Annotated in this window: 19 protein-coding genes; 9 read left to right on the top strand and 10 right to left on the bottom strand. The window is 70.5% G+C overall.

The genetic code is table 11. The annotated features are described in order from the left end of the window. Positions 1 to 134: 134 nt before the first annotated feature. The gene (locus ABZ470_RS24405) at positions 135 to 1,298 is read left to right on the top strand and encodes an alpha/beta hydrolase (protein ID WP_362914052.1); all 1,164 of its coding nucleotides are present in this window, start codon (positions 135 to 137) and stop codon (positions 1,296 to 1,298) included. 94 nt (positions 1,299 to 1,392) lie between these two features. Here ABZ470_RS24405 and ABZ470_RS24400 read toward each other — a convergent pair whose 3' ends face one another. Both ABZ470_RS24400 and ABZ470_RS24395 read right to left on the bottom strand, forming a co-directional pair. Next, complete coding sequence (locus ABZ470_RS24400) at positions 1,393 to 2,388, bottom strand: ROK family protein (protein WP_362914050.1); 996 nt, start codon at positions 2,386 to 2,388, stop codon at positions 1,393 to 1,395. Continuing rightward, positions 2,389 to 3,531 carry an FIST N-terminal domain-containing protein gene (locus ABZ470_RS24395; protein WP_352013938.1) on the bottom strand — a complete coding sequence of 381 codons (1,143 nt, stop codon included), beginning with the start codon at positions 3,529 to 3,531 and terminating at the stop codon, positions 2,389 to 2,391. Positions 3,532 to 3,741: 210 nt separating this feature from the next. Here ABZ470_RS24395 and ABZ470_RS24390 point away from each other — a divergent pair, with 210 nt between their 5' ends. Beyond that, complete coding sequence (locus tag ABZ470_RS24390; protein ID WP_352013870.1) at positions 3,742 to 5,139, top strand: sigma 54-interacting transcriptional regulator; 1,398 nt, start codon at positions 3,742 to 3,744, stop codon at positions 5,137 to 5,139. Positions 5,140 to 5,169: 30 nt separating this feature from the next. Beyond that, complete coding sequence (locus tag ABZ470_RS24385; protein ID WP_352013871.1) at positions 5,170 to 7,116, top strand: hypothetical protein; 1,947 nt, start codon at positions 5,170 to 5,172, stop codon at positions 7,114 to 7,116. Positions 7,117 to 7,136: 20 nt separating this feature from the next. On the opposite strand, the gene ABZ470_RS24380 is transcribed toward ABZ470_RS24385, so the two are convergent. Further along, positions 7,137 to 7,559: a DUF6292 family protein gene (locus tag ABZ470_RS24380; RefSeq protein ID WP_352013872.1), complete on the bottom strand. Its 423-nt coding sequence runs from the start codon at positions 7,557 to 7,559 to the stop codon at positions 7,137 to 7,139. A gap of 365 nt (positions 7,560 to 7,924) precedes the next feature. Between ABZ470_RS24380 and ABZ470_RS24375 the strand changes: the two genes are divergently transcribed. Beyond that, positions 7,925 to 8,350 carry a hypothetical protein gene (locus tag ABZ470_RS24375; protein ID WP_362776743.1) on the top strand — a complete coding sequence of 142 codons (426 nt, stop codon included), beginning with the start codon at positions 7,925 to 7,927 and terminating at the stop codon, positions 8,348 to 8,350. Between the two features lie 287 nt (positions 8,351 to 8,637). On the opposite strand, the gene ABZ470_RS24370 is transcribed toward ABZ470_RS24375, so the two are convergent. Together ABZ470_RS24370 and ABZ470_RS24365 are read right to left on the bottom strand one after the other, a co-directional pair. Further along, positions 8,638 to 9,777: a cystathionine gamma-synthase gene (locus ABZ470_RS24370; protein WP_352013874.1), complete on the bottom strand. Its 1,140-nt coding sequence runs from the start codon at positions 9,775 to 9,777 to the stop codon at positions 8,638 to 8,640. A gap of 149 nt (positions 9,778 to 9,926) precedes the next feature. After that, positions 9,927 to 10,139 (bottom strand): hypothetical protein, encoded by a 213-nt coding sequence (locus tag ABZ470_RS24365; RefSeq protein ID WP_352013875.1) that lies wholly within the window; start codon positions 10,137 to 10,139, stop codon positions 9,927 to 9,929. A gap of 137 nt (positions 10,140 to 10,276) precedes the next feature. Between ABZ470_RS24365 and ABZ470_RS24360 the strand changes: the two genes are divergently transcribed. Continuing rightward, entirely contained in the window at positions 10,277 to 11,503 is a 1,227-nt protein-coding gene (locus ABZ470_RS24360) for a histidine kinase (protein ID WP_362776749.1), read from the top strand. A 144-nt stretch (positions 11,504 to 11,647) separates the two neighbouring features. Here the strand turns inward: ABZ470_RS24360 and ABZ470_RS24355 are convergent, their stop codons facing one another. Further along, positions 11,648 to 12,127, bottom strand: coding sequence for a hypothetical protein (locus tag ABZ470_RS24355; protein ID WP_362914047.1), 480 nt, complete (start codon positions 12,125 to 12,127; stop codon positions 11,648 to 11,650). A gap of 89 nt (positions 12,128 to 12,216) precedes the next feature. Here ABZ470_RS24355 and ABZ470_RS24350 point away from each other — a divergent pair, with 89 nt between their 5' ends. After that, positions 12,217 to 12,582 (top strand): helix-turn-helix domain-containing protein, encoded by a 366-nt coding sequence (locus ABZ470_RS24350; RefSeq protein WP_362914045.1) that lies wholly within the window; start codon positions 12,217 to 12,219, stop codon positions 12,580 to 12,582. A 143-nt stretch (positions 12,583 to 12,725) separates the two neighbouring features. On the opposite strand, the gene ABZ470_RS24345 is transcribed toward ABZ470_RS24350, so the two are convergent. Then, a complete protein-coding gene (locus ABZ470_RS24345) occupies positions 12,726 to 14,096 on the bottom strand; it encodes a cystathionine beta-synthase (RefSeq protein ID WP_362776753.1) in 1,371 nt (456 codons plus the stop codon). 136 nt (positions 14,097 to 14,232) lie between these two features. Between ABZ470_RS24345 and ABZ470_RS24340 the strand changes: the two genes are divergently transcribed. The 3 genes from ABZ470_RS24340 to ABZ470_RS24330 all read left to right on the top strand — a co-directional run bounded on the left by ABZ470_RS24340 (position 14,233) and on the right by ABZ470_RS24330 (position 17,932). Further along, positions 14,233 to 15,207: an SGNH/GDSL hydrolase family protein gene (locus ABZ470_RS24340; protein WP_362914043.1), complete on the top strand. Its 975-nt coding sequence runs from the start codon at positions 14,233 to 14,235 to the stop codon at positions 15,205 to 15,207. A 73-nt stretch (positions 15,208 to 15,280) separates the two neighbouring features. Continuing rightward, a complete protein-coding gene (locus ABZ470_RS24335) occupies positions 15,281 to 16,609 on the top strand; it encodes a PQQ-binding-like beta-propeller repeat protein (RefSeq protein WP_362914041.1) in 1,329 nt (442 codons plus the stop codon). A 102-nt stretch (positions 16,610 to 16,711) separates the two neighbouring features. Next, a complete protein-coding gene (locus ABZ470_RS24330) occupies positions 16,712 to 17,932 on the top strand; it encodes an acetyl-CoA C-acetyltransferase (protein ID WP_362776759.1) in 1,221 nt (406 codons plus the stop codon). 57 nt (positions 17,933 to 17,989) lie between these two features. Here the strand turns inward: ABZ470_RS24330 and ABZ470_RS24325 are convergent, their stop codons facing one another. The 3 genes from ABZ470_RS24325 to ABZ470_RS24315 form a co-directional block, all read right to left on the bottom strand. Further along, positions 17,990 to 18,400 (bottom strand): PPOX class F420-dependent oxidoreductase, encoded by a 411-nt coding sequence (locus ABZ470_RS24325; protein ID WP_362776762.1) that lies wholly within the window; start codon positions 18,398 to 18,400, stop codon positions 17,990 to 17,992. 76 nt (positions 18,401 to 18,476) lie between these two features. Continuing rightward, entirely contained in the window at positions 18,477 to 18,704 is a 228-nt protein-coding gene (locus ABZ470_RS24320) for a DUF4287 domain-containing protein (RefSeq protein WP_352013939.1), read from the bottom strand. Between the two features lie 408 nt (positions 18,705 to 19,112). Beyond that, positions 19,113 to 19,892 (bottom strand): Bax inhibitor-1/YccA family protein, encoded by a 780-nt coding sequence (locus ABZ470_RS24315; RefSeq protein ID WP_352013884.1) that lies wholly within the window; start codon positions 19,890 to 19,892, stop codon positions 19,113 to 19,115. Positions 19,893 to 20,118: the final 226 nt, after the last annotated feature.

The following is a 20,118-nucleotide window of genomic DNA, read 5'->3' as shown; positions in this document are numbered from 1 at the left end:
ACACGGTGCCGCGAACCTTTTGGCCGTGGACGCAAAGTTGACGACACCGCTTTGGCGCCGGGGACGACGCGGGACCGGCAACCTTTGTCGCGCGGCCCCACGCCCGCGGGAAAAGCCGGAATTAGGTTCGTCGAATGATCAAAGTTCTCGTGAGAGGGCTGGCGGCCTGCGTCACCGTGGCCGTGGTCGCCGCCCCTGCCCATGCCGCTCCCTCCTCCGCTCCCGTGTCGGTGTCCGCGTCGGTGAGCGCCGCCCGGTTCACGGTCCCCGTCCTGCCGAAGCCGACGGGCCCCCACCCGGTCGGCGCCGTCGACCTGCACCTGGTCGACTCCTCCCGCGCCGACCCGTGGGAGCCGGGGCGGCGGCGCGAGCTGATGGTCACGCTCCGCTACCCGGCCCGCGCCAAGACCGGCGTCAGGACGCGGTACGTGACCCCCGCCGAGTCGGCGCTGCTGCTGGCCGGGCTGGGCGTCGAGGGCCCCCCGCCGGACCTGCTGAACAGGATCAGGACGAACGCCAGGACCGGGGCGCGGCCCTTGCGTTCGGGGCTGCCCCTGGTGGTCCTCTCACCGGGGTTCGGCCTGCCGCGCTCCTCGCTCACCACGCTCAGTGAGGAGCTGGCCAGCCGGGGCTACGCGGTCGCCACGGTCGGGCACCCGTACGAGGCGATGGCGACCACCCTGCCCGACGGCACCACCGTCACCTGCGCGGCCTGCGAGATCGAGGACTCCCCCGGCCTCGTCCCGGCGATCCGCTCGGCGGACGTGTCCTTCCTCATCGGCAGGCTGACCGGCGCCCGTCCCGCGTGGGGGCCGCCCGGCCTGATCGACGCGTCGAGGATCGGCATGGCGGGCCACTCCATCGGCGGCAACAGCGCGGCCCAGGCCATGGTCGACGACCCCAGGATCGACGCGGGCCTCGTCATGGACGGCTCGTTCATCGTCCCGCTCCCGGAGAGCGGCCTGGCCAGGCCTTTCATGTTGTTCGGCACCGAGGGGTCGTTCCTTCCCGGCGGTCCCGACGAGGAGACGTCCTGGCGGGACAACTGGCCCCGGCTGACCGGCTGGAAGCGCTGGGCGACGGTCACCGGCGCCGAGCACGAGTCGTTCACCGACTACCCGGTGCTGATCGAGCAGTTCGGCACGCCTCCGGGCGCGCTCCCCGCCGCCAGGGCGGTGCCGATCACCCGTTCCTACGTGCGGGCCTTCTTCGACCTGCATCTGCGTGGGGTCCCCTCCCCCCTGCTCAACCGCCCCTCCCCCAGGAACCCCGAGGTCAGGCTCTGGAAGACCCCCTGACCCCCTCCCCGGTACGGCCCCGCCGTACCGGGGACACAACCGTCGCAACCGTCCGGTTGATCGCCGACTTCGGAGACGAGCAGCTCAAGGTCGGTTAGCGGGGCCAGTAGTGGGAGGCGGCGAGGATGAGGGCGGCGGCGCCCACCAGGCCCGCGTCCTGGCCGAGGGCGGCGGGCACCACCCTGGCGCGGCGGGCGAAGCCCATCCGGGTGTGCTCGCCGAGCGCGGCCTCAAGCGGGTCGAACAGCAGGCGTCCGGCCTGGGAGAGGCCGCCGCCGACGGTGACGAGGTCGAGGTCGCAGAGGTTGACGGCGGCGGCGACGGCCAGGCCGAGGGCCCGTCCCGCCCGTTCCATCGCGGCCAGTGCCAGCCGGTCGCCCGCCGCGGCGTCCAGGGCGAGCTGCCGCCCGCTCGCCGTCGCCGCCTCCACGTACGGCACGGCCTCCCCCTGACCGGGCGCCTCCCGTACGGCGGCGCCCGGCTGCCAGCCGCGTCCCAGCGCCCAGGCGGCCAGGGCCGGGCCCCGCGCGACGGCCTCAAGGCAGCCCCTGGCCCCGCACCCGCAGACCGGCCCGCCGGGTTCGACCACGACGTGCCCGACGTGCCCGGCGTTGCCGCTGCCGCCGTTGATCAACCGGCCGTCCAGGACGAGCCCGCCGCCCACTCCCGTCGAGACGACCATGCCGAGCATGTTGGCGCTGCCCCGGCCCGCACCCCGCCAGTGTTCCGCGACGGCCAGGCAGACGGCGTCGTTGTGCACGCGCACCGGCACGCCGGGGAAGCGCTCCGCCAGCCGCGCCCTGAGCGGGAAGTCACGCCAGCCGGGCATGTTGATCGGCGAGACCTCGCCCTCCGGCCAGTTCATCGGGCCGCCGCAGCCGACCCCGACACCCACGACCTCGGCCGGTTCCGTGAGCAGCGCGTCGATCAGGGAGTCGAGCGTCCTCCACAGCGTCTGGGCGTCGCCACCCGGGGGTGTCGCGGTCCTGCGGGCCCTGAGGACCTCGCCCTCGCTGCCGGCCTCACTGCCGACCAGGGCGACGGCGAACTTCGTCCCGCCGATGTCGACGGCGAGCACCGATCCGGACATCTAGCGATCATACGGTCTGTCGCCGCCGGGGCGTGAGGAGAAGACCAGAACGGAGGCGGTGAAACCGTGCACGTGGTTGTGGCCCCCGACGGGGCCGACCTCGCCCGCGGCGAAGAACCCGGCGACGCCGATCGGGCCGAGGGTCTCCCTGACCGCGACGGCGTCGTGGTCGGCGCTGCCGAACATGGCCGATCCCCTGCCGTTGCAGGAGAACAGCAGCGCGCCGTCCACTCCGCCGAACTCCTCGCGGTGGGCGTCGAGCAGCTCGTAGAGGTCCTCGTCGGCGGTCGCGGCGTCACGCACCTGGAAGCGCACCGTACGGCCGATCTCGACGACGTCCCCGATGGCGACGGCCTCCCGTTCCGGGTCGATGCCGAGCACCCCCCGGATGAGGAAGTCGCCGTGCTCGTGCCGTTCTGCGTACTCGTCCATGGCGACGCCGATCTGCAGTCCTGAGGCGACCAGCTCCCGTTCGTCCTCGTCAAGCGCGCTGACCACCTCCTCAAGTCTGGCCAGGGCGGGCTGGCCCGCGAGTTCGAGCAGGAGGTTGTCCTCGACCCCGGTGACGGCCATCGTCGGGCCGATCGGACGGCAGCCCTGGCTGACCACGGTCCTGACATCGACGGCTCCGCCGAGCAGGACGCCGACCGCTCCCTCGGTGTAGACCTCGCCGTCGGCGAACAGCCGTACGGCTCCCCTGCCCCTGAGCGCGTTGGCCAGGCCGCCGATCAGCGGCAGGTCACCGAGGACCTCGTCGGAACGTTCGACGAAGCCGTCGGTCGGAAAGCTGTAGGGGTCGGCGAAAAGGATGGCCGCGTGGTCGTCGGCCTGGGGTTCCGGCAGGCCGACGACCACGAAACGGTCATCGGCCCTGAGGGTGTCCAGGGCGAAGGTCGTCAGCCGGGCTCCGTCGAGGGTCGCGGCCCAGGCGCTCACCGCGGGGGTGACCTCCACGCCCCGGCCGTCGCCGATCACGCCCGTCGCGCTGCAGCCGATCACCGCCGCCTCCGGTGTCATCCGCATGACGCGCAGCCCCGCCTGGGCGACCTCGTCGGGGTCGTCGCCGCAGATGAAGAAACAGACCAGGTGAGGCGGCCCGGTCAGGCCGGAGATGGCCTGGCGCACGGCGGTCTCCGCCGCCATGACCAGGTCGGAGCCCACGGCGAGACCGTCGGAGAAGCAGCTCGTCAACAGCGCCACTCGTCTCACCTCCCCTTCTTGTCCGAAGCCTTGCCTTGCAGCGATTCTCCCCACTGTGAGGACATGCACGCGCGCCGGACGGCACACGATGTCCAAGATCCGAAAGCGGGATAACAGTCCCGGTTTCGGCTTCGGGGACGTAGGCTCAATCTCGTGCCTCAAATCCCAGAGCCACGTACTCTGCGCGATCTTCGCGCGAGCGGCCATGTCCACCGCACGGTAAAGGCCGAGATCCGCGAGAACCTGCTGGCCCGGCTACGGGCCGGGCAGCCGAGGTTCCCCGGCATCGTGGGTTTCGACGAGACCGTCCTGCCACACCTGGAGACAGCCCTGCTGGCCGGGCACGACCTGGTCCTGCTCGGCGAGCGGGGGCAGGGCAAGACCCGGCTCATCCGCACGGTGACCGGTCTCCTCGACGAGTGGACGCCGGTCGTCGACGGCTGTGAGATCAACGACCACCCCTACGCCCCCTCCTGCGCCCGCTGCCGCAGGCTCGCCGACGAGGCGGGCGAGGAGCTTCCGGTCGCCTGGCGGCACAGGGACGAGCGTTACGGCGAGAAGCTCGCCACCCCCGACACCTCCGTCGGCGACCTGATCGGTGACATAGACCCCATCAAGATCGCCGAGGGGCGCACGCTCGGCGATCCGGAGACCGTCCACTACGGCCTGGTCCCCCGCAGCAACCGGGGTGTCTTCTCGGTCAACGAGCTGCCCGACCTGGCCGAGCGGATCCAGGTCTCGCTGCTCAACGTGCTTGAGGAGCGCGACATCCAGGTCAGGGGATACAACCTGCGCCTGCCGCTGGACATCCTGCTGATCGCCAGCGCCAACCCGGAGGACTACACCAACCGGGGCCGGATCATCACCCCGCTGAAGGACCGCTTCGGCGCCGAGATCCGCACCCACTACCCCCTGTCCGTCGAGACCGAGCTCCGGCTCATCCGCCAGGAGGCCGCGCTCGACCAGGTGGGAGCCGACCTGCCCGACCACCTGGTCGAGGTGATCGCCCGCTTCACCCGCCTGGTCCGTGAGTCGACCGCGGTCGACGCGCGCTCCGGGGTCTCGGCCCGTTTCTCCATCGCCGCCGCCGAGACCGCCGCCGCCTCGGCCGTACGGCGGGCGGCGCTGACCGGCGAGGAGCGCGCGGTGACCCGGGTCGCCGACCTGCCGGGCATCGTGCACACCCTGCGGGGCAAGGTGGAGTTCGAGGTCAGCGAGGAGGGCCGGGAGACCGAGGTCCTGTCCCACCTGCTGCGCAGGGCCGTCGCGGAGACCTTCCGGGGCACCATCGGCGGCCTCGACCTGGCCCCGCTGCTCGAACGGTTCTCCGAGGGCACCCAGGTGGAGTCGGGGGCCATGGTCCCCGCCGCGGACCTGCTGCGCGGGATCGGCCCCGTGCCGGGACTCGCCAAGATCATGTCGGGGCTCGGCATCGGCGACGAGTCCCCCGGGCACGCCGCGGCGGCCCTTGAGTTCGCCCTTGAGGGCCTGTATCTCCTGCGGCGTCTGTCCAAGGACGAGGTTGACGGCACGACGGTCTACCGCACCTGAGGCCCGGCGGCGCGTGTTGGAGGGCGTTCGATGAGCTATCGCTATGGCGAGTACCGGGAAGGGCCCGACCCGCTCGCGCCGCCGTACGACGTGCGTTCGGCGCTCGACCAGATGGGCGACTCCGTGCTGGCCGGGGCCAACCCGTCCCACGCCCTGCGTGACCTGCTCAAGCAGGGCCTGCCGGGGGCGGACGACCGCCGCGGCCTGGACGACCTGCTCCGCGAGGTACGGCGGCGCAGGCGTGAGCTGCGCGAGCGCGGTCGTCTCGACGGGACGCTCGAACAGGCCAGGGCGCTGCTGGACAAGGCGATCGGCCAGGAGCGCGCGGAGCTGTTCCCCGACCCGTCCGACGACGCCAGACTGCGTGAGGCGGAGCTGGACGGCCTGCCCTCCGACGCGGCCGGCGCGATCCAGGAGCTGAGCGGCTACCAGTGGCGTTCGGCCGCCGCGCGTCAGACCTTCGAGGAACTGCGCGACCTGCTGCGCAGGGAGGTGCTCGACACCCAGTTCCGCGGGATGCGCGAGGCGCTGGCCAACCCCGATCCGGCCGCGATGGAGCGGGTCGGGCAGATGATGTCGGCGCTGAACGACATGCTGGACCGGGACGCACGGGGCGAACACACCCCGGAAGACTTCGACGCCTTCATGTCGAAATATGGGGACATGTTTCCGGAGGCGCCGCGGAACCTGGAGGAGCTGGTCGACCTCCTCGCCCGCAGGGCCGCCGCCACCCAGCGCCTGATGGCCTCGCTCACCCCCCGCCAACGCGAGGAGCTCAGCCGCCTGATCGACCAGACGCTCGACCAGGCCGGGCTCGGCGAGCAGATGCGCCGCCTCGGCGACTCCCTCTACGCCCGCCGGCCCGACCTGGCCTGGAACACCCCCGAACGACTCTCCGGCGAGGACCCCCTGGGGATGGGCGACGCGGTCAACGCCCTTGAGGAGCTGGCCGACCTCACCCAGCTTGAGGCCGCGCTGCGCCAGGACTACCCGGGCGCCCGCCTCGACGACATCGACGAGGCGGCCGTCCGCCGCGCCCTCGGCCGTTCCGCCGTCGACGACCTGGACGCGCTCAAGCGGATCGAACGAGAGCTCGAACGGCAGGGATACCTGCGCCGCCAGCGGGGCAAGCTCGAACTCACCCCCAAGGCGGTGCGCCGCCTCGGGGAGACCGCCCTACGCCGCGTCTTCGCCTCCCTTGACTCCGGTCGCAGGGGCGACCACGACCAGGTGGACGCGGGCTCCGCCGGGGAGCTGACCGGCTCAACCCGGCCGTGGCGCTTCGGCGACGAGCAGCCCATCGACGTGGTCCGCACGGTCGTCAACGGCGTACGGCGCGGCGGAGCGGCGGGGACGGTGACCCTCTCGGTCGACGACTTCGAGGTGGCCGAGACCGAGCGGCGCACCGCGGCCGCGGTGTGCCTGCTGGTCGACCTGTCCTACTCGATGGCGCTGCGCGGTACCTGGGCGGCGGCCAAGCAGACCGCGATGGCCCTGCAGGCGCTGGTCGCCTCGAAGTTCCCCCAGGACTCGGTGCAGATCATCGGCTTCTCCAACTACGCCCGGGTCCTGCAGCCCGACGAGCTGGCCGGGCTCGAATGGGACATGGTCCAGGGCACCAACCTGCACCACGCGCTGCTGATCGCGGGCCGCCACCTGGACCGCCATCCGGACTTCGAGCCGGTCGTGCTCGTGGTCACCGACGGTGAGCCGACCGCCCACCTGCGGCGCAACGGCTCGGCCGCCTTCGAGTGGCCGCCGACGCGCGAGACGCTCGACCTGACGCTGGCCGAGGTGGACAAGATGACCCGGCGCAGGGCGACGCTCAACGTCTTCATGCTCGCCGACGACGAGCGGCTGAGGGACTTCGTGAACGAGGTGGCCAGGCGCAACGGCGGCCGGGTCTTCTCCTCCAACGCCGACCGGCTCGGCGAGTACGTCGTCAGCGACTTCCTGCGGGTCCGCAGGAAGCGCTGAACCCTTCCTCGAAGGGCCTGTCAGGCGTCGGCGTAGGCGAGGTAGTGGTTGAGCGCGAGGTCGAAGCCGTCGTGGTAGTGGCGGTACGACCGGTAGCAGGGCCGCCAGGCCGTACTGTTGCCGACTCCGGCGCGGGCGTCCTCGACCGCGGCGGGAACCCGTTCGGGGCTGGGCAGCAGGCCTCCGCCGAGATAGCGGGGGTCGGCCAGGACGGTGCAGCGCTCACGGTCGCCGGACACGTAGCGGCCCCGGCACCAGCCGCTCTCCTCGTCCCACACCAGGGCGTCGCCGCCGGTCAGCAGGATCGTGGCGGCCCTCGGGTCGCAGGGCCCCGCCCACCAGCCGGTGGCCTGGACGCCCAGCGCCTCGACGACGCGGCTCACGTAGGAGGACGGCTGGCTGCGCCACTCCTCGGTGTACGGCTCCACATGTCTCACACCCACAGGGGGCACTCCCTTGTGCCGTCGTGCATGATCTGGTTGACTGCTCGCCCGGCACGGCCGTGATCTCGTTGCCGACGGCCTCGGCGCCCAAGAGCGAACCCACCGGTGATCCTACTCACTTCAATGGGATGCTTAGCGCATTAATAAGAAGATCTACCATCGCACATCACCATAAATGCGGATTATCCAAATTGTGATGTTCTGTCCCCAAACTTGGGGCGCCGGTTCCGGCGGAGCCCCCGCTTCCGACCTGAGCCCCTCCCTGAAGCCCCGCCCTCTGACCCTGTGTGATCCAGGACCGCGGCCGCCGGCTTCCCAGGGCGTGCCTTCCCTGACCGAGATCACCGAGGGCTAATGTCTGGTTCATGACCCAACTGCTGCTCTGGCTGCACATCGGCTTCGCGATCTTCACGCTCGGACCGCTCACCGCGGTGACGATGTCCACGCCGAAGTTCATCCGCTCCAGGGACCTCAGCGTCCTGCGCTACCTGCACAGGACCACCCGGATCTACGCCATCGGCGCGATCGGCGTCTTCGTCGCCGGCCTGCTGCTCGGCCGCGAGTATCTCGGCAGGCCCTACCTGTCGGTCTCCATGACGCTGTTCATCGTCGCCGCGGTCCTCCTGGTCATCGTGGACCGCGACCAGGCCTCCGCCATCAAACTGCTCAGCGCCGAGCCCTCGACCGACGACGCGAAGGCCCAGCGCGGGCGGATCGCCGCCTTCTCCGGGGTGATCGCCCTGATCTGGCTGGTCATCCTGGTGCTGATGGTCTGGGGCAGCCCCGCCTGAGAACGGACCGGAGACCTCTGACGGCGGCGGAGACGGCCGACCCGGAAGACGGCGGGCACGAGATCATCTCCGCCCGGCCGTCAGCCAGGAAAGGATCTTTTCCGGAACACCTGAAAAGCGCCTTTTCCGGCAGGGAGTTTCCGATTCACTGCCATTCCCCTTTTCCCGTGCCGGGGCGGTTCACCGGAACGCACGGGAACAGGCGGCAGAGCACACGAAGCCGGGCGGAAGGGGCACGCCCGGCCCGGCCTCGACCCAGCCGTTCAGCCTCAGCCCAGCGCCCGGCCTCAGCCCAGCGCCCGGCTGAGATCGGCGAGCAGGTCGTCGACCGACTCGATGCCGACGGACAGGCGGACCAGGTCCGCGGGCACCTCAAGCGGCGACCCGGCCGCCGAGGCGTGTGTCATCCGCCCCGGGTGCTCGATCAGCGACTCGACACCGCCCAGGGACTCACCGAGCGTGAAGAGCTTGGTCCGGTTGCAGATCTCGACCGCCTCCGCCTCGCCCCCCGCGACCCGGAACGAGACCATGCCCCCGAAGCGCCGCATCTGCTTGGCCGCGGTCTCGTGCCCCGGGTGGTCCGGCAGACCGGGATAGAGCACCGAGGAGACCCTCGGGTGGGCGAGCAGCAGGTCGGCGACCCGCTCGGCGTTGTCGCAGTGCCGTTCCATCCGCACCGCGAGCGTCTTGAGCCCGCGCAGCGTCAGCCACGCGTCGAACGGCCCGGCGACCGCGCCCATGGCGTTCTGGTGGAAGGCGAGCCTTTCGCCCAGTTCGGCGTCGGCCGTGACGAGCGCGCCGCCGACCACGTCGGAGTGCCCGCCGACATACTTCGTGGTCGAGTGGACGACGACGTCCGCGCCGAGCGCCAGCGGCTGCTGCAGGTACGGCGAGGCGAAGGTGTTGTCCACCACGAGCAGCGCGCCGTTGTCGTGGGCCAGTTCGGCCAGCGCCGCGATGTCGGCGATGCCGAGCAGCGGGTTCGTCGGCGTCTCGACCCAGACGATCCTGGTCTTCGGCGTCATGGCGGCGGCGACCGCGTCGAGGTCGCCCAGGGCCACCGGGTCGTAGTGCAGGTCCCACGGCCGGTTCACCTTGGAGAACAGCCGGTAGGTGCCGCCGTAGGCGTCGTTCGGGATGAGAACGTGGTCACTCGGCCTGCACACCGTGCGCAGCAGCGTGTCCTCAGCCGCCAGACCGGAGGCGAAGGCAAGACCTCGCGCGCCGCCCTCGACCGCGGCGACGGCCTCCTCAAGGGCGGTCCTGGTCGGGTTGGCCGAACGGCTGTACTCGTATCCGGCGCGCAGACCGCCGACGCCGTCCTGCTTGTACGTGGACACCGCGTAGATCGGCGGAACGACGGCCCCCGTATACGGGTCCGGCTCCTGACCTGCGTGGATGGCCAGAGTTTCGAATCCTTCAGTCATAGGGCAACGCTACTCGCACCCGGGCGGGCACATGTCGCGTCCACCCGGCCAGGCGTGCCGGACCGTCCCCGACGACCCGGTCCGCCTGGCCGTACCCCCAGGTGGAGCCGCCACGGGCACACCGCGAAGCCCCTTCGGCGGATTCGCCGTCAGGCGGCCCGGTGCCCGCTGCCGGCCGTGTGACGCCCCGGCAGCCACACGACCTCACCCCCCGCCTCGACCGGCGGCACCTTGATGTGACGGCCGCTGGCGCCCTCGCCGCCCTGGCCGTTGATCCGCGAGAGAACCACCGGGTCCGCGAGCGCCAGAGCCAGCGCGACCACGAACCCAACGATCAGTACCAGGACTCCGATGACGGTCATCTCCGTCCCCCCTTCGACTCCTCAAGCATCGGCCGCGGACCCCGGCGGGCGCCTCCGCTGAAGGACCGGTTCCCCATGAGGCCGCTCCACCGAATGGCTGATGTCCGATTTGGCCAAGAGTCTTAGGCTCAGTGGCCGTGGGGGAGACACATCGCATCGTCTACTGGATCCAACGGCTCAGCGAGATCGCTCTGATCGGCTGGCTCACCCTGCTGTTGCTGCTCGACGTGATGGTCGTGCTCACCCGCCCCGACAACCCCGTGGTCTGGCTCGGCCCGGTCTGCGGCGCCATCGGCGTCCTGGCGGTGCTGCTGCGCCGTACCCACAGGATCAGCGGATACGCCACCCTGCTCGTCGCGTCGTTCGTCACCACCCTGATCATCGGCTCCAGCCACGTCAGCGGGCTGCCTTCCTTCGCCGAGACCGGGTCACTGCTGATCCTCACCATCGCGGGCCTGCGCTGGATCGAACCCATCAGCAGGGCCGCGATGTTCTCCATCGCGTCCGTCGTCGTGCTGGAGAGCGCCGCCGGACGGCTGCGCGAGGACACCCCGTCCCTGGCCGTCGGCTTCCTCGTCTTCGTCGGCTGGTCGATCGCCGCCGGGGTGGGCGCCTACCTGCGCTTCCAGCTCGAACGCCGCAAGGAGGCCGTCAACTCGGTACGGCGCGCCGAACGCCTCGAACTCGCCAGGGAACTGCACGACCTGGTCGCCCACCACATCACCGGAATCGTCGTCCAGGCCCAGGCCGCCAAGATCGTGGCCGAGCACAAGCCCGAGGCCGTCGTCCCCGCGCTCGACGCGATAGCCGGGGCGGGCGCCGACGCGCTGACCTCCATGCGCCGCCTGGTCAGCGTGCTGCGCGCCCAGGACGGGGCCGCCCGCTCCCCCGGCAGCACGCTCATGGACATGCGCACCCTGGTCGAACGGTTCTCCGCGGGCGGCCCCCAGGTCGCCTTCGACATCGGCCAGGGCATCAACGACGAGACCATGGCCCCCGAGGTGCTGACCACCCTCCACCGGGTCCTGCAGGAAGCTCTCACCAACGTGCGCAGGCACGCCCCGGGCACCGGCTGGGTCGAGGCCGACCTACGGCTCGGCGGCCCCCCAAACGGGCCCTCCGCCGGGCCTTCCCCCGGCCCTCCCAGGAGGGAGCAGCACCAGGGAACACACTGGGTGTGGCTGCGCGTACGCAACTACGGCTCGGCGACCGACGCCAAGATCTCCCGCCTCGGCGGCGGATTCGGTCTGGTCGGCATGTCCGAACGCGTGGAGGCCCTGGGCGGCCGCCTGACCGCGGGCCACACCTACACGGGGGCCTGGGAAGTGGTGGCGGGCTTTCCCGTGTCCCTTGGCGGCGCCTAGCGGGGCTCCGAAGGCCGCGCCCCTTCGCGCCGCCTTCGGCTGACCTCGATCACCTGTGACGGTGAGGGAGCGTCCAGGGCTTCACCCCACGGCGCCGACAGCGGGCTGGGCGTCCCTCCGCCTCTGCCCGCGACGTCACGCCGCTCAGTTGAAACAGTCCTGCTTGTTGAGCGCGATGCCGTACTCGGTGACCTTGCCGCGCGTGACGCCGAAGGTGTAGTAGGCCTTCTTGTTTCCGGGAACCGTGATCACATAAAAGTCGTGGACGTCTTTCCTGATGTGCGGATAGGCGGTCTTCATCTGCTTGGCGGTGGAGCCGATCCCGACGCCTTCCGGAGTCCTCATGCCCTTCGCGGCGAAGATGGCGGCCAGCCCCACCTTCGGCGAGATGAAGACGCCGACCGAGTCCTTGGGAGTGGGGAAGTCCTTCAGGTCCCAGCCGGAGCAGCCGCCGTCGCCGGACAGCTTCTTGACGACGCCCCCTGTCTTCTTGGCCTGCGTGACGGTCATACCGAGCTTGACGGCACCGTAACCGTAGGGGCCCAGCGTGGGCTTCGTCTGGGCGTCGGCCACGGTGGTGCCGACGACCAGCAGTGAACCGGCGAGGAGCGATGCCCCGATCATCGTCTTCATCATGCTCTGTTCGACTACGAAACGGTGGCGAAGGTTCTCAACGGAGCCGTTTTCCTCCGACGACCCCGACCCGGGTCCTCGTGCTGGACGGGCCCTGTCGGACGTTCGTCTCCGACTGCCGGGTGCGCGCAGCGGCCGAACCGGTCGGCCACGTGTGGGACCCCGCCGTGATCTCGGCCCTGCGCATGGGACCGACACGGCGCAGGGAACTGCTCACGAGGATCGCGGGAGCCAGCGACAAGGTCCTGACCCGGACGCCGCGGCGCCTGCGAGCGCACGGGCTCGTCGTGAGGGACAGCGGCGCCAACCAGGCGTCAGCACCCACAGGCGCGGTCTACCGGCTCTCCGCACTGGGCGAATCGTTCGCGAACGGCCCTCTGGCGTACCTCGCGCAGTGGGCCGCCGACAACCAGGACCGCCTCACCGGCGAGCCCACCACATCGTGACGGGCTGCGGGTCCGTCGCGGAAGCCGGTCCGACCTGCGACAACGACCCGGTGATCACCCACAGCCCGGACCGAGGGGACATGGACCCGCGGCGTCCAGGCCCTCGCGGCGTCGAAGGCGCCGCGAGGGAAAGGGGAGCACGACTAGTTGTTGACCAGGAACGCCAGCAGGTCCTGGCGGGTCACCAGGCCAACGGGCTTGCCGTCGTCCAGGACCACGGCGGCGTCGGCCTTCTCCAGGGCCTCTATCGCGATGGAGACCGGCTCTCCCGCGCCGATCATGGGCAGGGGCTGGGACATGTGTTCGGCCAGCGGGTCGGTCGGCCGTACGCGGCCCCGGTAGAGGGCTTCGAGCAGGTCGCGTTCCACGATCGAGCCCACGACCTCGGCGGCCATGACCGGCGGCTCCTCCTTCATCACCGGCAGCTGCGAGACGCCGTACTCCCGCATGATCGCGATGGCCGTGTCGACCGACTCGTGCGGGTGGGTGTGCACGAACTCGGGCATGCCCGCGCCCTTGCGGACCAGCACGTCCCTGACCAGGCCCTCCTCCGAGGAGGTGGTCAGGAAGCCGTAGTCGGCCATCCACTCGTCGTTGAAGATCTTCGACAGGTAGCCCCGGCCGCCGTCGGGCAGCAGCACGACGACCACGTCCTCGGGGCCGGCCTGCCTGGCGACCCGCAGCGCCGCGACCGTCGCCATCCCGCAGGAGCCGCCGACCAGGAGCGCCTCCTCACGGGCCAGACGGCGCGTCATGCCGAAGGAGTCCTTGTCGGAGACCGCGATGACCTCGTCGCAGATCGTGGTGTCGTAGGTGGAGGGCCAGATGTCCTCTCCGACGCCCTCAACGAGGTACGGCCTGCCGGTGCCGCCCGAGTAGACGGACCCCTCGGGGTCGGCTCCGATGATCTTGACCCGGCCGCCGGAGACCTCCTTGAGGTAGCGTCCGGTGCCGCTGATCGTGCCGCCGGTGCCGATGCCCGCGACGAAGTGGGTGATCCGCCCCTCCGTCTGCTCCCAGATCTCCGGCCCGGTCGAGTGGTAGTGGCTCTCGGGGTTTCCGGGGTTGGAGTACTGGTCTGGCTTCCAGGCGTTCGGCGTCTCCCTGGCCAGCCGGTCGGAGACCGAGTAGTAGGAGTCCGGGTGGTCCGGGGAGACCGCCGTCGGGCAGACCACGACCTCGGCCCCGTAGGCGCGCAGTACCGCGATCTTGTCCTGGGCGACCTTGTCCGGCACGACGAACAGGCAGCGGTAGCCGCGCTGCTGCGCCACCATGGCCAGGCCGATGCCTGTGTTGCCCGAGGTGGGTTCGACGATCGTGCCGCCGGGCACCAGCGCGCCCGACCGCTCCGCCGCGTCGATCATGCGCACCGCGATCCGGTCCTTCACCGAGCCGCCGGGGTTGAAGTACTCCACCTTGGCGAGCACCTGGGCGGGCACCCCGGCGGTCACCTTCCGCAGCCGGACAAGCGGCGTGTTTCCCATCAGTTCCACAAGCGAGTCATACACACGCATCGCGACGATCACCTCGAAATACAGAGCCAGGTCGGCTTGTTGTGCTGAACGCCGTGCCCCCAAGGGGGTTGGTGGGACTCTCGGCTAGGTTCAAGGCAACGCTACCCGTCGTGGGGTACCGAAGGGGCAACGCCAGGTGATCTGGACACCGGGGGCGGCTCGGGCCGCCCGTCGTATCGCCGCCGCCGCGGCCGTCGGCGGAGGAGGGCTCACCGCGCTCGGCGCGGTCACGTACGGCCTGCTGATGGGTGAGGCCCTGCTGGCCCGGCGCATCGTCGGCCGCCCGCACGGCATGGAGGGGCCGCCCTCCGACGGGGTTTACGGTGACTTCGCCGGTGAGCCGGTCCGGATGGTCATGCTGGGTGATTCGACCTCGGTCGGTCTGGGCACCTCCGAGGCGGCGCAGACCCCGGGCGTGTTGATCGCCACGGGGCTGGCCGCGGTGGCCGAGCGTCCGGTACGGCTGACCGTGGTCGGCAGGTCCGGCGCGGTCTCGGCGGATCTGGACGACCAGACCGACCTGGCGCTCGAAACCTCCCCCGAGATCGCGGTGATCTTCGTCGGCGCGAACGACGTCACCACCCAGACCAAGCCCACCCACGCCGTGCGGCACCTGCAGAAGGCGGTGCGGCGGCTGCGTGAGGCGGGGGCGGAGGTCGTCGTCGGCACCTGCCCCGACCTGGGGACGGTCAGGCCGATCGCGCAGCCGCTGCGCTGGGTGACCCGGCGCTGGAGCCGTCAGCTCGCCGCTGCGCAGACCGTGGCCGTGGTCGAGGCGGGTGCCCGTACGGTCGCCTTCGCCGACCTGCTTGGCGGTGAATTCTCCGCAAACCCGGACGAGATGTTCGGACCCGATCGTTTCCACCCATCTGTCCAAGGCTATCTACAGGTTGCTTACGCGGTGCTACCTTCTGTGTGCACCGCGCTTGGACTGTGGCCGGAGCCGCGCTCCGAACGCGGCGGGTCGATCTACCTCGTGGCGGCCAAGGCCGCGGAGGAACCCGGCGCCGAAGTCTCCGCGACTCGCGTCGCCGGCCGAGCAACCGGACCCCACGGACGGTGGGCGACACTGCTCCGCCGGAGGCACGGGGTGCTGCCCAACGACGCCTGACCACGGTCACTCTCCGCGGTGAGGCCGTTACGTCTCGCCTTTTTGGAGTGCAATGCCCGTGATCCGGCCCCACGTGAAGAAGGCTGCGGTCCTCGCCGGAGTGCTCGCCCTGACCGGCTGTTCCGGCAGCGAGGCGGCCGTTCCCGCCCATCCGACCTGGCACAACGGCGAAGTGAACGCGGTGAGCCGTACCACCTCGGCCGCGGGTGTCGCCATGACGACCTCCATGAGGGCGGACGGCACACTGGAGACAGTCGCCCTCGATCTGGCCACGGGCAGAAAGCTGTGGGCGCACCCCGCGACCATGGCCGGTCGGCTGCCGGGCATGGGCGTCCCCGCCCCGGCGATCGTCCAGTCCTCCGGCGGACGGCTCGTCGCGGTCACGGTCGACCCTGTCCGCCAGGGTCGTTGGAACGCCGCCCTTGTCGGCCGTGACGCGCGCACCGGCAACCGGCTGTGGACACGCCCGCTGCACTCGACCTTCGGGCCGCAGCGCTGCGGGGCGTTCGTGTGCGTCTCCGAGGACACCGCCCTGTCCAAGGCCCGGATGTCCGTGCTGGCCCCGGAGACCGGCAAGCCGATGTGGCAGTTGCCCGGCATCGCCGAGGTCGAGTGGTCCGGCGCCTCCCACGCCGTGCTCCTGCGCATGGCCCGCCACCCCGTCCTTGAGGCCTACGACCTGGCCTCGGGCAGGCGTCCGTGGCGGCTGCCCGTCGAGGAGGCGCTCGGCCCCGGGGTCGACCTGTCCGGCGGGTGGGCCTTCGGCTCGACGGCCGACGACCTCGTCGGCTACGTCGCCCCCTACACCGGTCCCTCGAAGAAACGGGTCTCCGCCTTCGGCCTGTTCTCCGTCAAGCTCACCGACGGCACGGTCAACTGGCTGCGTCCCTCCGTGGTGCGGGTCTACCCCAGCGGCAGCCCCGGCCTGGCCCCCGTCGTGCGCCCCGTCGACCCACGGGGCCAGTACGGCGGGTTCGCCAGGCTCGACGCGAGCAACGGGCGGGTCCTGGGTCAGATCTCCGCGGCCCAGATCCCCGGTTCCGGCTGGTGGCTGGCCTTCCCCGACCGGATGGACACCCTCGGCTTCCTCAAGCACGGCCGGCAGGGCAACGCCTTCGACCTGGCCACGGGCCGCGGCACCGAGATCAGGGACCAACGCGGCTGGTCCTTCTGCGTCACCGACCCCAGGCCGCTCCCCCTGAAGCACCAGGCGGCGGGTTTCTACCCGGTGGCCTCCCTGTGCGAGTTCGACCTGGCCAGCGGCAAGAGGACGAACGGCTCCGAGGCTCCGCCCGCGTGGTTCACCGGCAGCCAGGGGGGCTGGCGGATATGGCGCGACGAGCTGGGCGGGCTGCACGGCGTCAAGGACGGCACCCCGACCGCCCCCGGCATGTACGGCTGACGCCCCCGTACAAAGTTCTGTTCCGGGCCGCCCCACTCGCGACCTTCGCCCTACCGGGGAGTAGCCTCCGCTCAGGAGTGCCCGACAACCCAGGAGAGCCCCATGCCCGAGGCAGTCATCGTCGCGACCGCGCGCTCGCCCATCGGACGCGCCTTCAAGGGATCGCTCAAGGACATCCGCCCTGACGACCTGACCGTCCAGATCGTCAGGGCCGCCCTGGCCAAGGTGCCCCAGCTCGACCCCACGACCATCGACGACCTGATGCTGGGCTGCGGCCTGCCCGGCGGCGAGCAGGGGTTCAACATGGGCCGGGTGGTCGCCACCCTGCTCGGACTCGACGGCGTGCCCGGCACGACCGTCACCCGCTACTGCTCGTCGTCCCTGCAGACCACGAGGATGGCCCTGCACGCGATCAGGGCGGGCGAGGGCGACGTCTTCGTCTCGGCGGGCGTCGAGTGCGTCTCCCGGTTCGTCAAGGGCAACTCCGACTCGCTGCCCGAGACCGAGAACGAACTGTTCGCCGAGGCGCGCAGCCGTACGGCGCGGGCCGCCGAAGGCGGTGGCGAGGTCTGGCACGACCCCCGTGAGGACGGCGAGCTGCCCGACGCCTACATCGCCATGGGCCAGACCGCGGAGAACGTCGCCGCGCTCAGGGGCGTCTCGCGCCGGGAACAGGACGAGTTCGGTGTCCGGTCGCAGAACCTCGCCGAGGAGGCCATCGCCAACGGCTTCTGGGAGAGCGACATCACCCCGGTGACCCTGCCGGACGGCACCGTGGTGACCAGGGACGACGGCCCCCGCCAGGGGACGACCTACGAGGCCGTCTCCCAGCTCAAGCCGGTCTTCCGGCCCGACGGGACCGTCACGGCGGGAAACTGCTGCCCGCTGAACGACGGCGCGGCCGCGGTGATCGTGATGAGCGACGTCAGGGCCGCGGAACTGGGCATCACCCCGCTGGCCAGGATCGTCTCGACCGGTGTGACCGGCCTGTCCCCCGAGATCATGGGGCTCGGGCCGGTCGAGGCCTCCCGGCAGGCACTGTCCAGGGCGGGCATGGCCATCGGCGACGTGGACCTCGTCGAGATCAACGAGGCCTTCGCGGCCCAGGTCATCCCGTCCTACCGCGACCTCGGCGTCGACCTCGACCGGCTCAACGTCAACGGCGGCGCCATCGCGGTCGGACACCCCTTCGGCATGACCGGAGCCCGCATCACCTCGACCCTGGTCAACAGCCTGCGCTTCCACGACAGGACGATCGGCCTGGAGACCATGTGCGTCGGCGGCGGCCAGGGCATGGCCATGATCCTGGAACGCCTCAGTTGAGCCGGGAAACGCCGCGCCGTACCCCTGCGACACGGGCGGGTACGGCGCGGCGGCGTCTCAGCCGTGGATGTCGGGGCCCGCGCGGGTGATGGTGACGCGCAGCAGGACCCGCCGGTCCCGCTCCATGGCGGCCCGGTAGTCGTCCCAGTCGGGGTGCTCGCCGGAGATGTCCCGGTAGTAGCCGACCAGCGGTTCCATCGCCTCAGGCAGCGAGAGGACCTCCGTCTCCCCTTCGATCTGGATCCAGTCACCGTAGAAGGAGTCGTTCATCACGCAGAGCGTGGCTCGCGGGTCCCTGCGAAGGTTGCGAACCTTGGCGGCGGTCTCCCTGCTACTGACGATCGCGCGCCCCTCGGCGTCCAGCCCGACCGTCACCGGGGAGAGCTGCGGACGTCCGTCGGCGTGCTTGGTCAGCAGAACCGCACGGTGGTTGACGCGGATGAAGTCACGTGCCTTGTCGAGATCCATGATCCCCATCATGGACCGGGCACACAGAAGCCCGCACCCCCCGATGGGAGGCGCGGGCTCGCAGAAGACGGATAACTTACATACGACGGCTGTGGCGGCGACGTTCGTGCTCACGCACGATGGCGGCGGCGTAGCCGTGGGACAGCCCGTGCTCCTGGGCGAGCCAGTTGGCCCGCTCCTCGCAGCGCAGGAAGGACGGGCCGTTGTCGATGGCTTGGAACCACTCTGGGAGTGCGCGGCCGGTGATATCCGTGACTCTAGCGATCAGCTTGCTCTGCGTCTCCAGTGAGTGGCTCAACGACATGGGCACCTCCACGGATAGGCTCCTTTGCTTGACAGTGCCTCACGTGTCCCCAGATAGCAAGCCCTGCGGACCTGCCCATCCATCATTCTTCGTCGCCTTGTCGTCTCTTTGCGTCACCTTCGGTGACGCGGGCTGTGTCCCTTTGCTCCGCCTTCGGCGTCGCGGGCTTGGGCGCCCTGAGTCGGTGCTTTCCCTCGTCACTCCGTCGCTGCGCTCCTGCGTTCCTCAGTCCAAGCACCGACGCGCCCAAGCCGGACACTCCTCACGCTGAGGGCCGGTAAGGCACAGGCAAAGCCCTCACGCTTGGCGTCGGTGAAGTTCTCTCTCACGGCGTCGGGGGTAAGTGGGGTGGAAAGCGAACACCCCGCGTCACCGGGGTGGCGCGGGGTGTTCGGGGTGGTCGGGCAGCTAGTCATTACTGGTGAAGTAGCTGACGAAGCGGAGGATCTCCAGGTAGATCCAGACCAGGGTGACCGTCAGGCCGAAGGCCATCAGCCAGGAGTACTTCGCGGGGGCTCCGGCGCGGATGCCCTGCTCGACCGAGTCGAAGTCGAGGAGCAGGAAGAAGCAGCCGACCAGGATCGCCGCGATGCTGAAGACGTAGGACAGCGGGCCGCCGGAGCGGATGCCGATGCCGTCCTCGATGAAGAAGGTCGCCAGCCAGTTGACGAGCATGAGACCCATGAGGCTGATCAAGGCCGCCACGACGAACTTGGTGAACTTCGGCGTCACCCGGACGATGCGCAGCGTGTAGACCGCCAGCATGGCGCCGAAGGCCAGTGCCGTACCGACGACCGCCTGGAAGACGACACCGTTGTACAGGTCGTTGTAGGCGTGGCTGATCACACCGATGGCGACGCCGTAGGAGACCGCGTAGCCGAGGATCAGCACCGGGTTGGTGCTCTGCCTGAACGAGACGATCAACGCGAGCACCAGACCGGCGAGCACGCCGATGATCAGTGCGGGTCTTCCGAGGTTGAGCGCCCAGGCGAGCGCGGCGGAGACGACCAGCGTGCCCAAGGTGATGAAACCGCGCACGACCACGTCGTCGATGGTCATCCTCCGTTGCGCGGGCGGCGCGTAGGAGGGCGCGTCATACATTCCCCTGAGCTGCTCGGGGGTCGGGGTGCCCCAGGCCTGCTGGCTCCCGGGCGCCTGCCTGCTGAACACAGGATTCTTGCTTTCCATCGCTAGCCTCCACGCTGCGACCTACGCGATCGGCGTATAGATCGGTTGTCACACGGCCGTATCGTGTTGTTGTCCGTTTTAGGGTCAAGTGACCGTACGGCTACCGCCGAGGATTCCAACGAACGGCCGCAGCGCCGGGTTCCCGGCCCTACGGAGGCATCATGGCCCGCCCGCCGGGTCCACGCCAGGCCCCCTCCCCCACCGGGAGGCCCGGGAAGGGGCCGGT

The sequence above is a fragment of the Streptosporangium sp. NPDC020072 genome, from assembly GCF_040631445.1.
In the GTDB taxonomy this organism is placed as follows: domain Bacteria; phylum Actinomycetota; class Actinomycetes; order Streptosporangiales; family Streptosporangiaceae; genus Streptosporangium.
This window is presented reverse-complemented; position numbering and strand designations above follow the sequence as displayed.

What these genes read in the sequence shown, in the direction of transcription:
- ABZ470_RS24405 (WP_362914052.1), top strand. Translation starts at nt 135, where the DNA reads ATGATCAAAGTTCTCGTGAGAGGGCTGGCGGCCTGCGTCACCGTGGCC.
- ABZ470_RS24400 (WP_362914050.1), bottom strand. Translation starts at nt 2,388, where the DNA reads ATGTCCGGATCGGTGCTCGCCGTCGACATCGGCGGGACGAAGTTCGCC.
- ABZ470_RS24395 (WP_352013938.1), bottom strand. Translation starts at nt 3,531, where the DNA reads ATGGCGGCGGAGACCGCCGTGCGCCAGGCCATCTCCGGCCTGACCGGG.
- ABZ470_RS24385 (WP_352013871.1), top strand. Translation starts at nt 5,170, where the DNA reads ATGAGCTATCGCTATGGCGAGTACCGGGAAGGGCCCGACCCGCTCGCG.
- ABZ470_RS24375 (WP_362776743.1), top strand. Translation starts at nt 7,925, where the DNA reads ATGACCCAACTGCTGCTCTGGCTGCACATCGGCTTCGCGATCTTCACG.
- ABZ470_RS24370 (WP_352013874.1), bottom strand. Translation starts at nt 9,777, where the DNA reads ATGACTGAAGGATTCGAAACTCTGGCCATCCACGCAGGTCAGGAGCCG.
- ABZ470_RS24365 (WP_352013875.1), bottom strand. Translation starts at nt 10,139, where the DNA reads ATGACCGTCATCGGAGTCCTGGTACTGATCGTTGGGTTCGTGGTCGCG.
- ABZ470_RS24355 (WP_362914047.1), bottom strand. Translation starts at nt 12,127, where the DNA reads ATGATCGGGGCATCGCTCCTCGCCGGTTCACTGCTGGTCGTCGGCACC.
- ABZ470_RS24345 (WP_362776753.1), bottom strand. Translation starts at nt 14,096, where the DNA reads ATGCGTGTGTATGACTCGCTTGTGGAACTGATGGGAAACACGCCGCTT.
- ABZ470_RS24330 (WP_362776759.1), top strand. Translation starts at nt 16,712, where the DNA reads ATGCCCGAGGCAGTCATCGTCGCGACCGCGCGCTCGCCCATCGGACGC.
- ABZ470_RS24325 (WP_362776762.1), bottom strand. Translation starts at nt 18,400, where the DNA reads ATGGATCTCGACAAGGCACGTGACTTCATCCGCGTCAACCACCGTGCG.
- ABZ470_RS24320 (WP_352013939.1), bottom strand. Translation starts at nt 18,704, where the DNA reads ATGTCGTTGAGCCACTCACTGGAGACGCAGAGCAAGCTGATCGCTAGA.
- ABZ470_RS24315 (WP_352013884.1), bottom strand. Translation starts at nt 19,892, where the DNA reads ATGGAAAGCAAGAATCCTGTGTTCAGCAGGCAGGCGCCCGGGAGCCAG.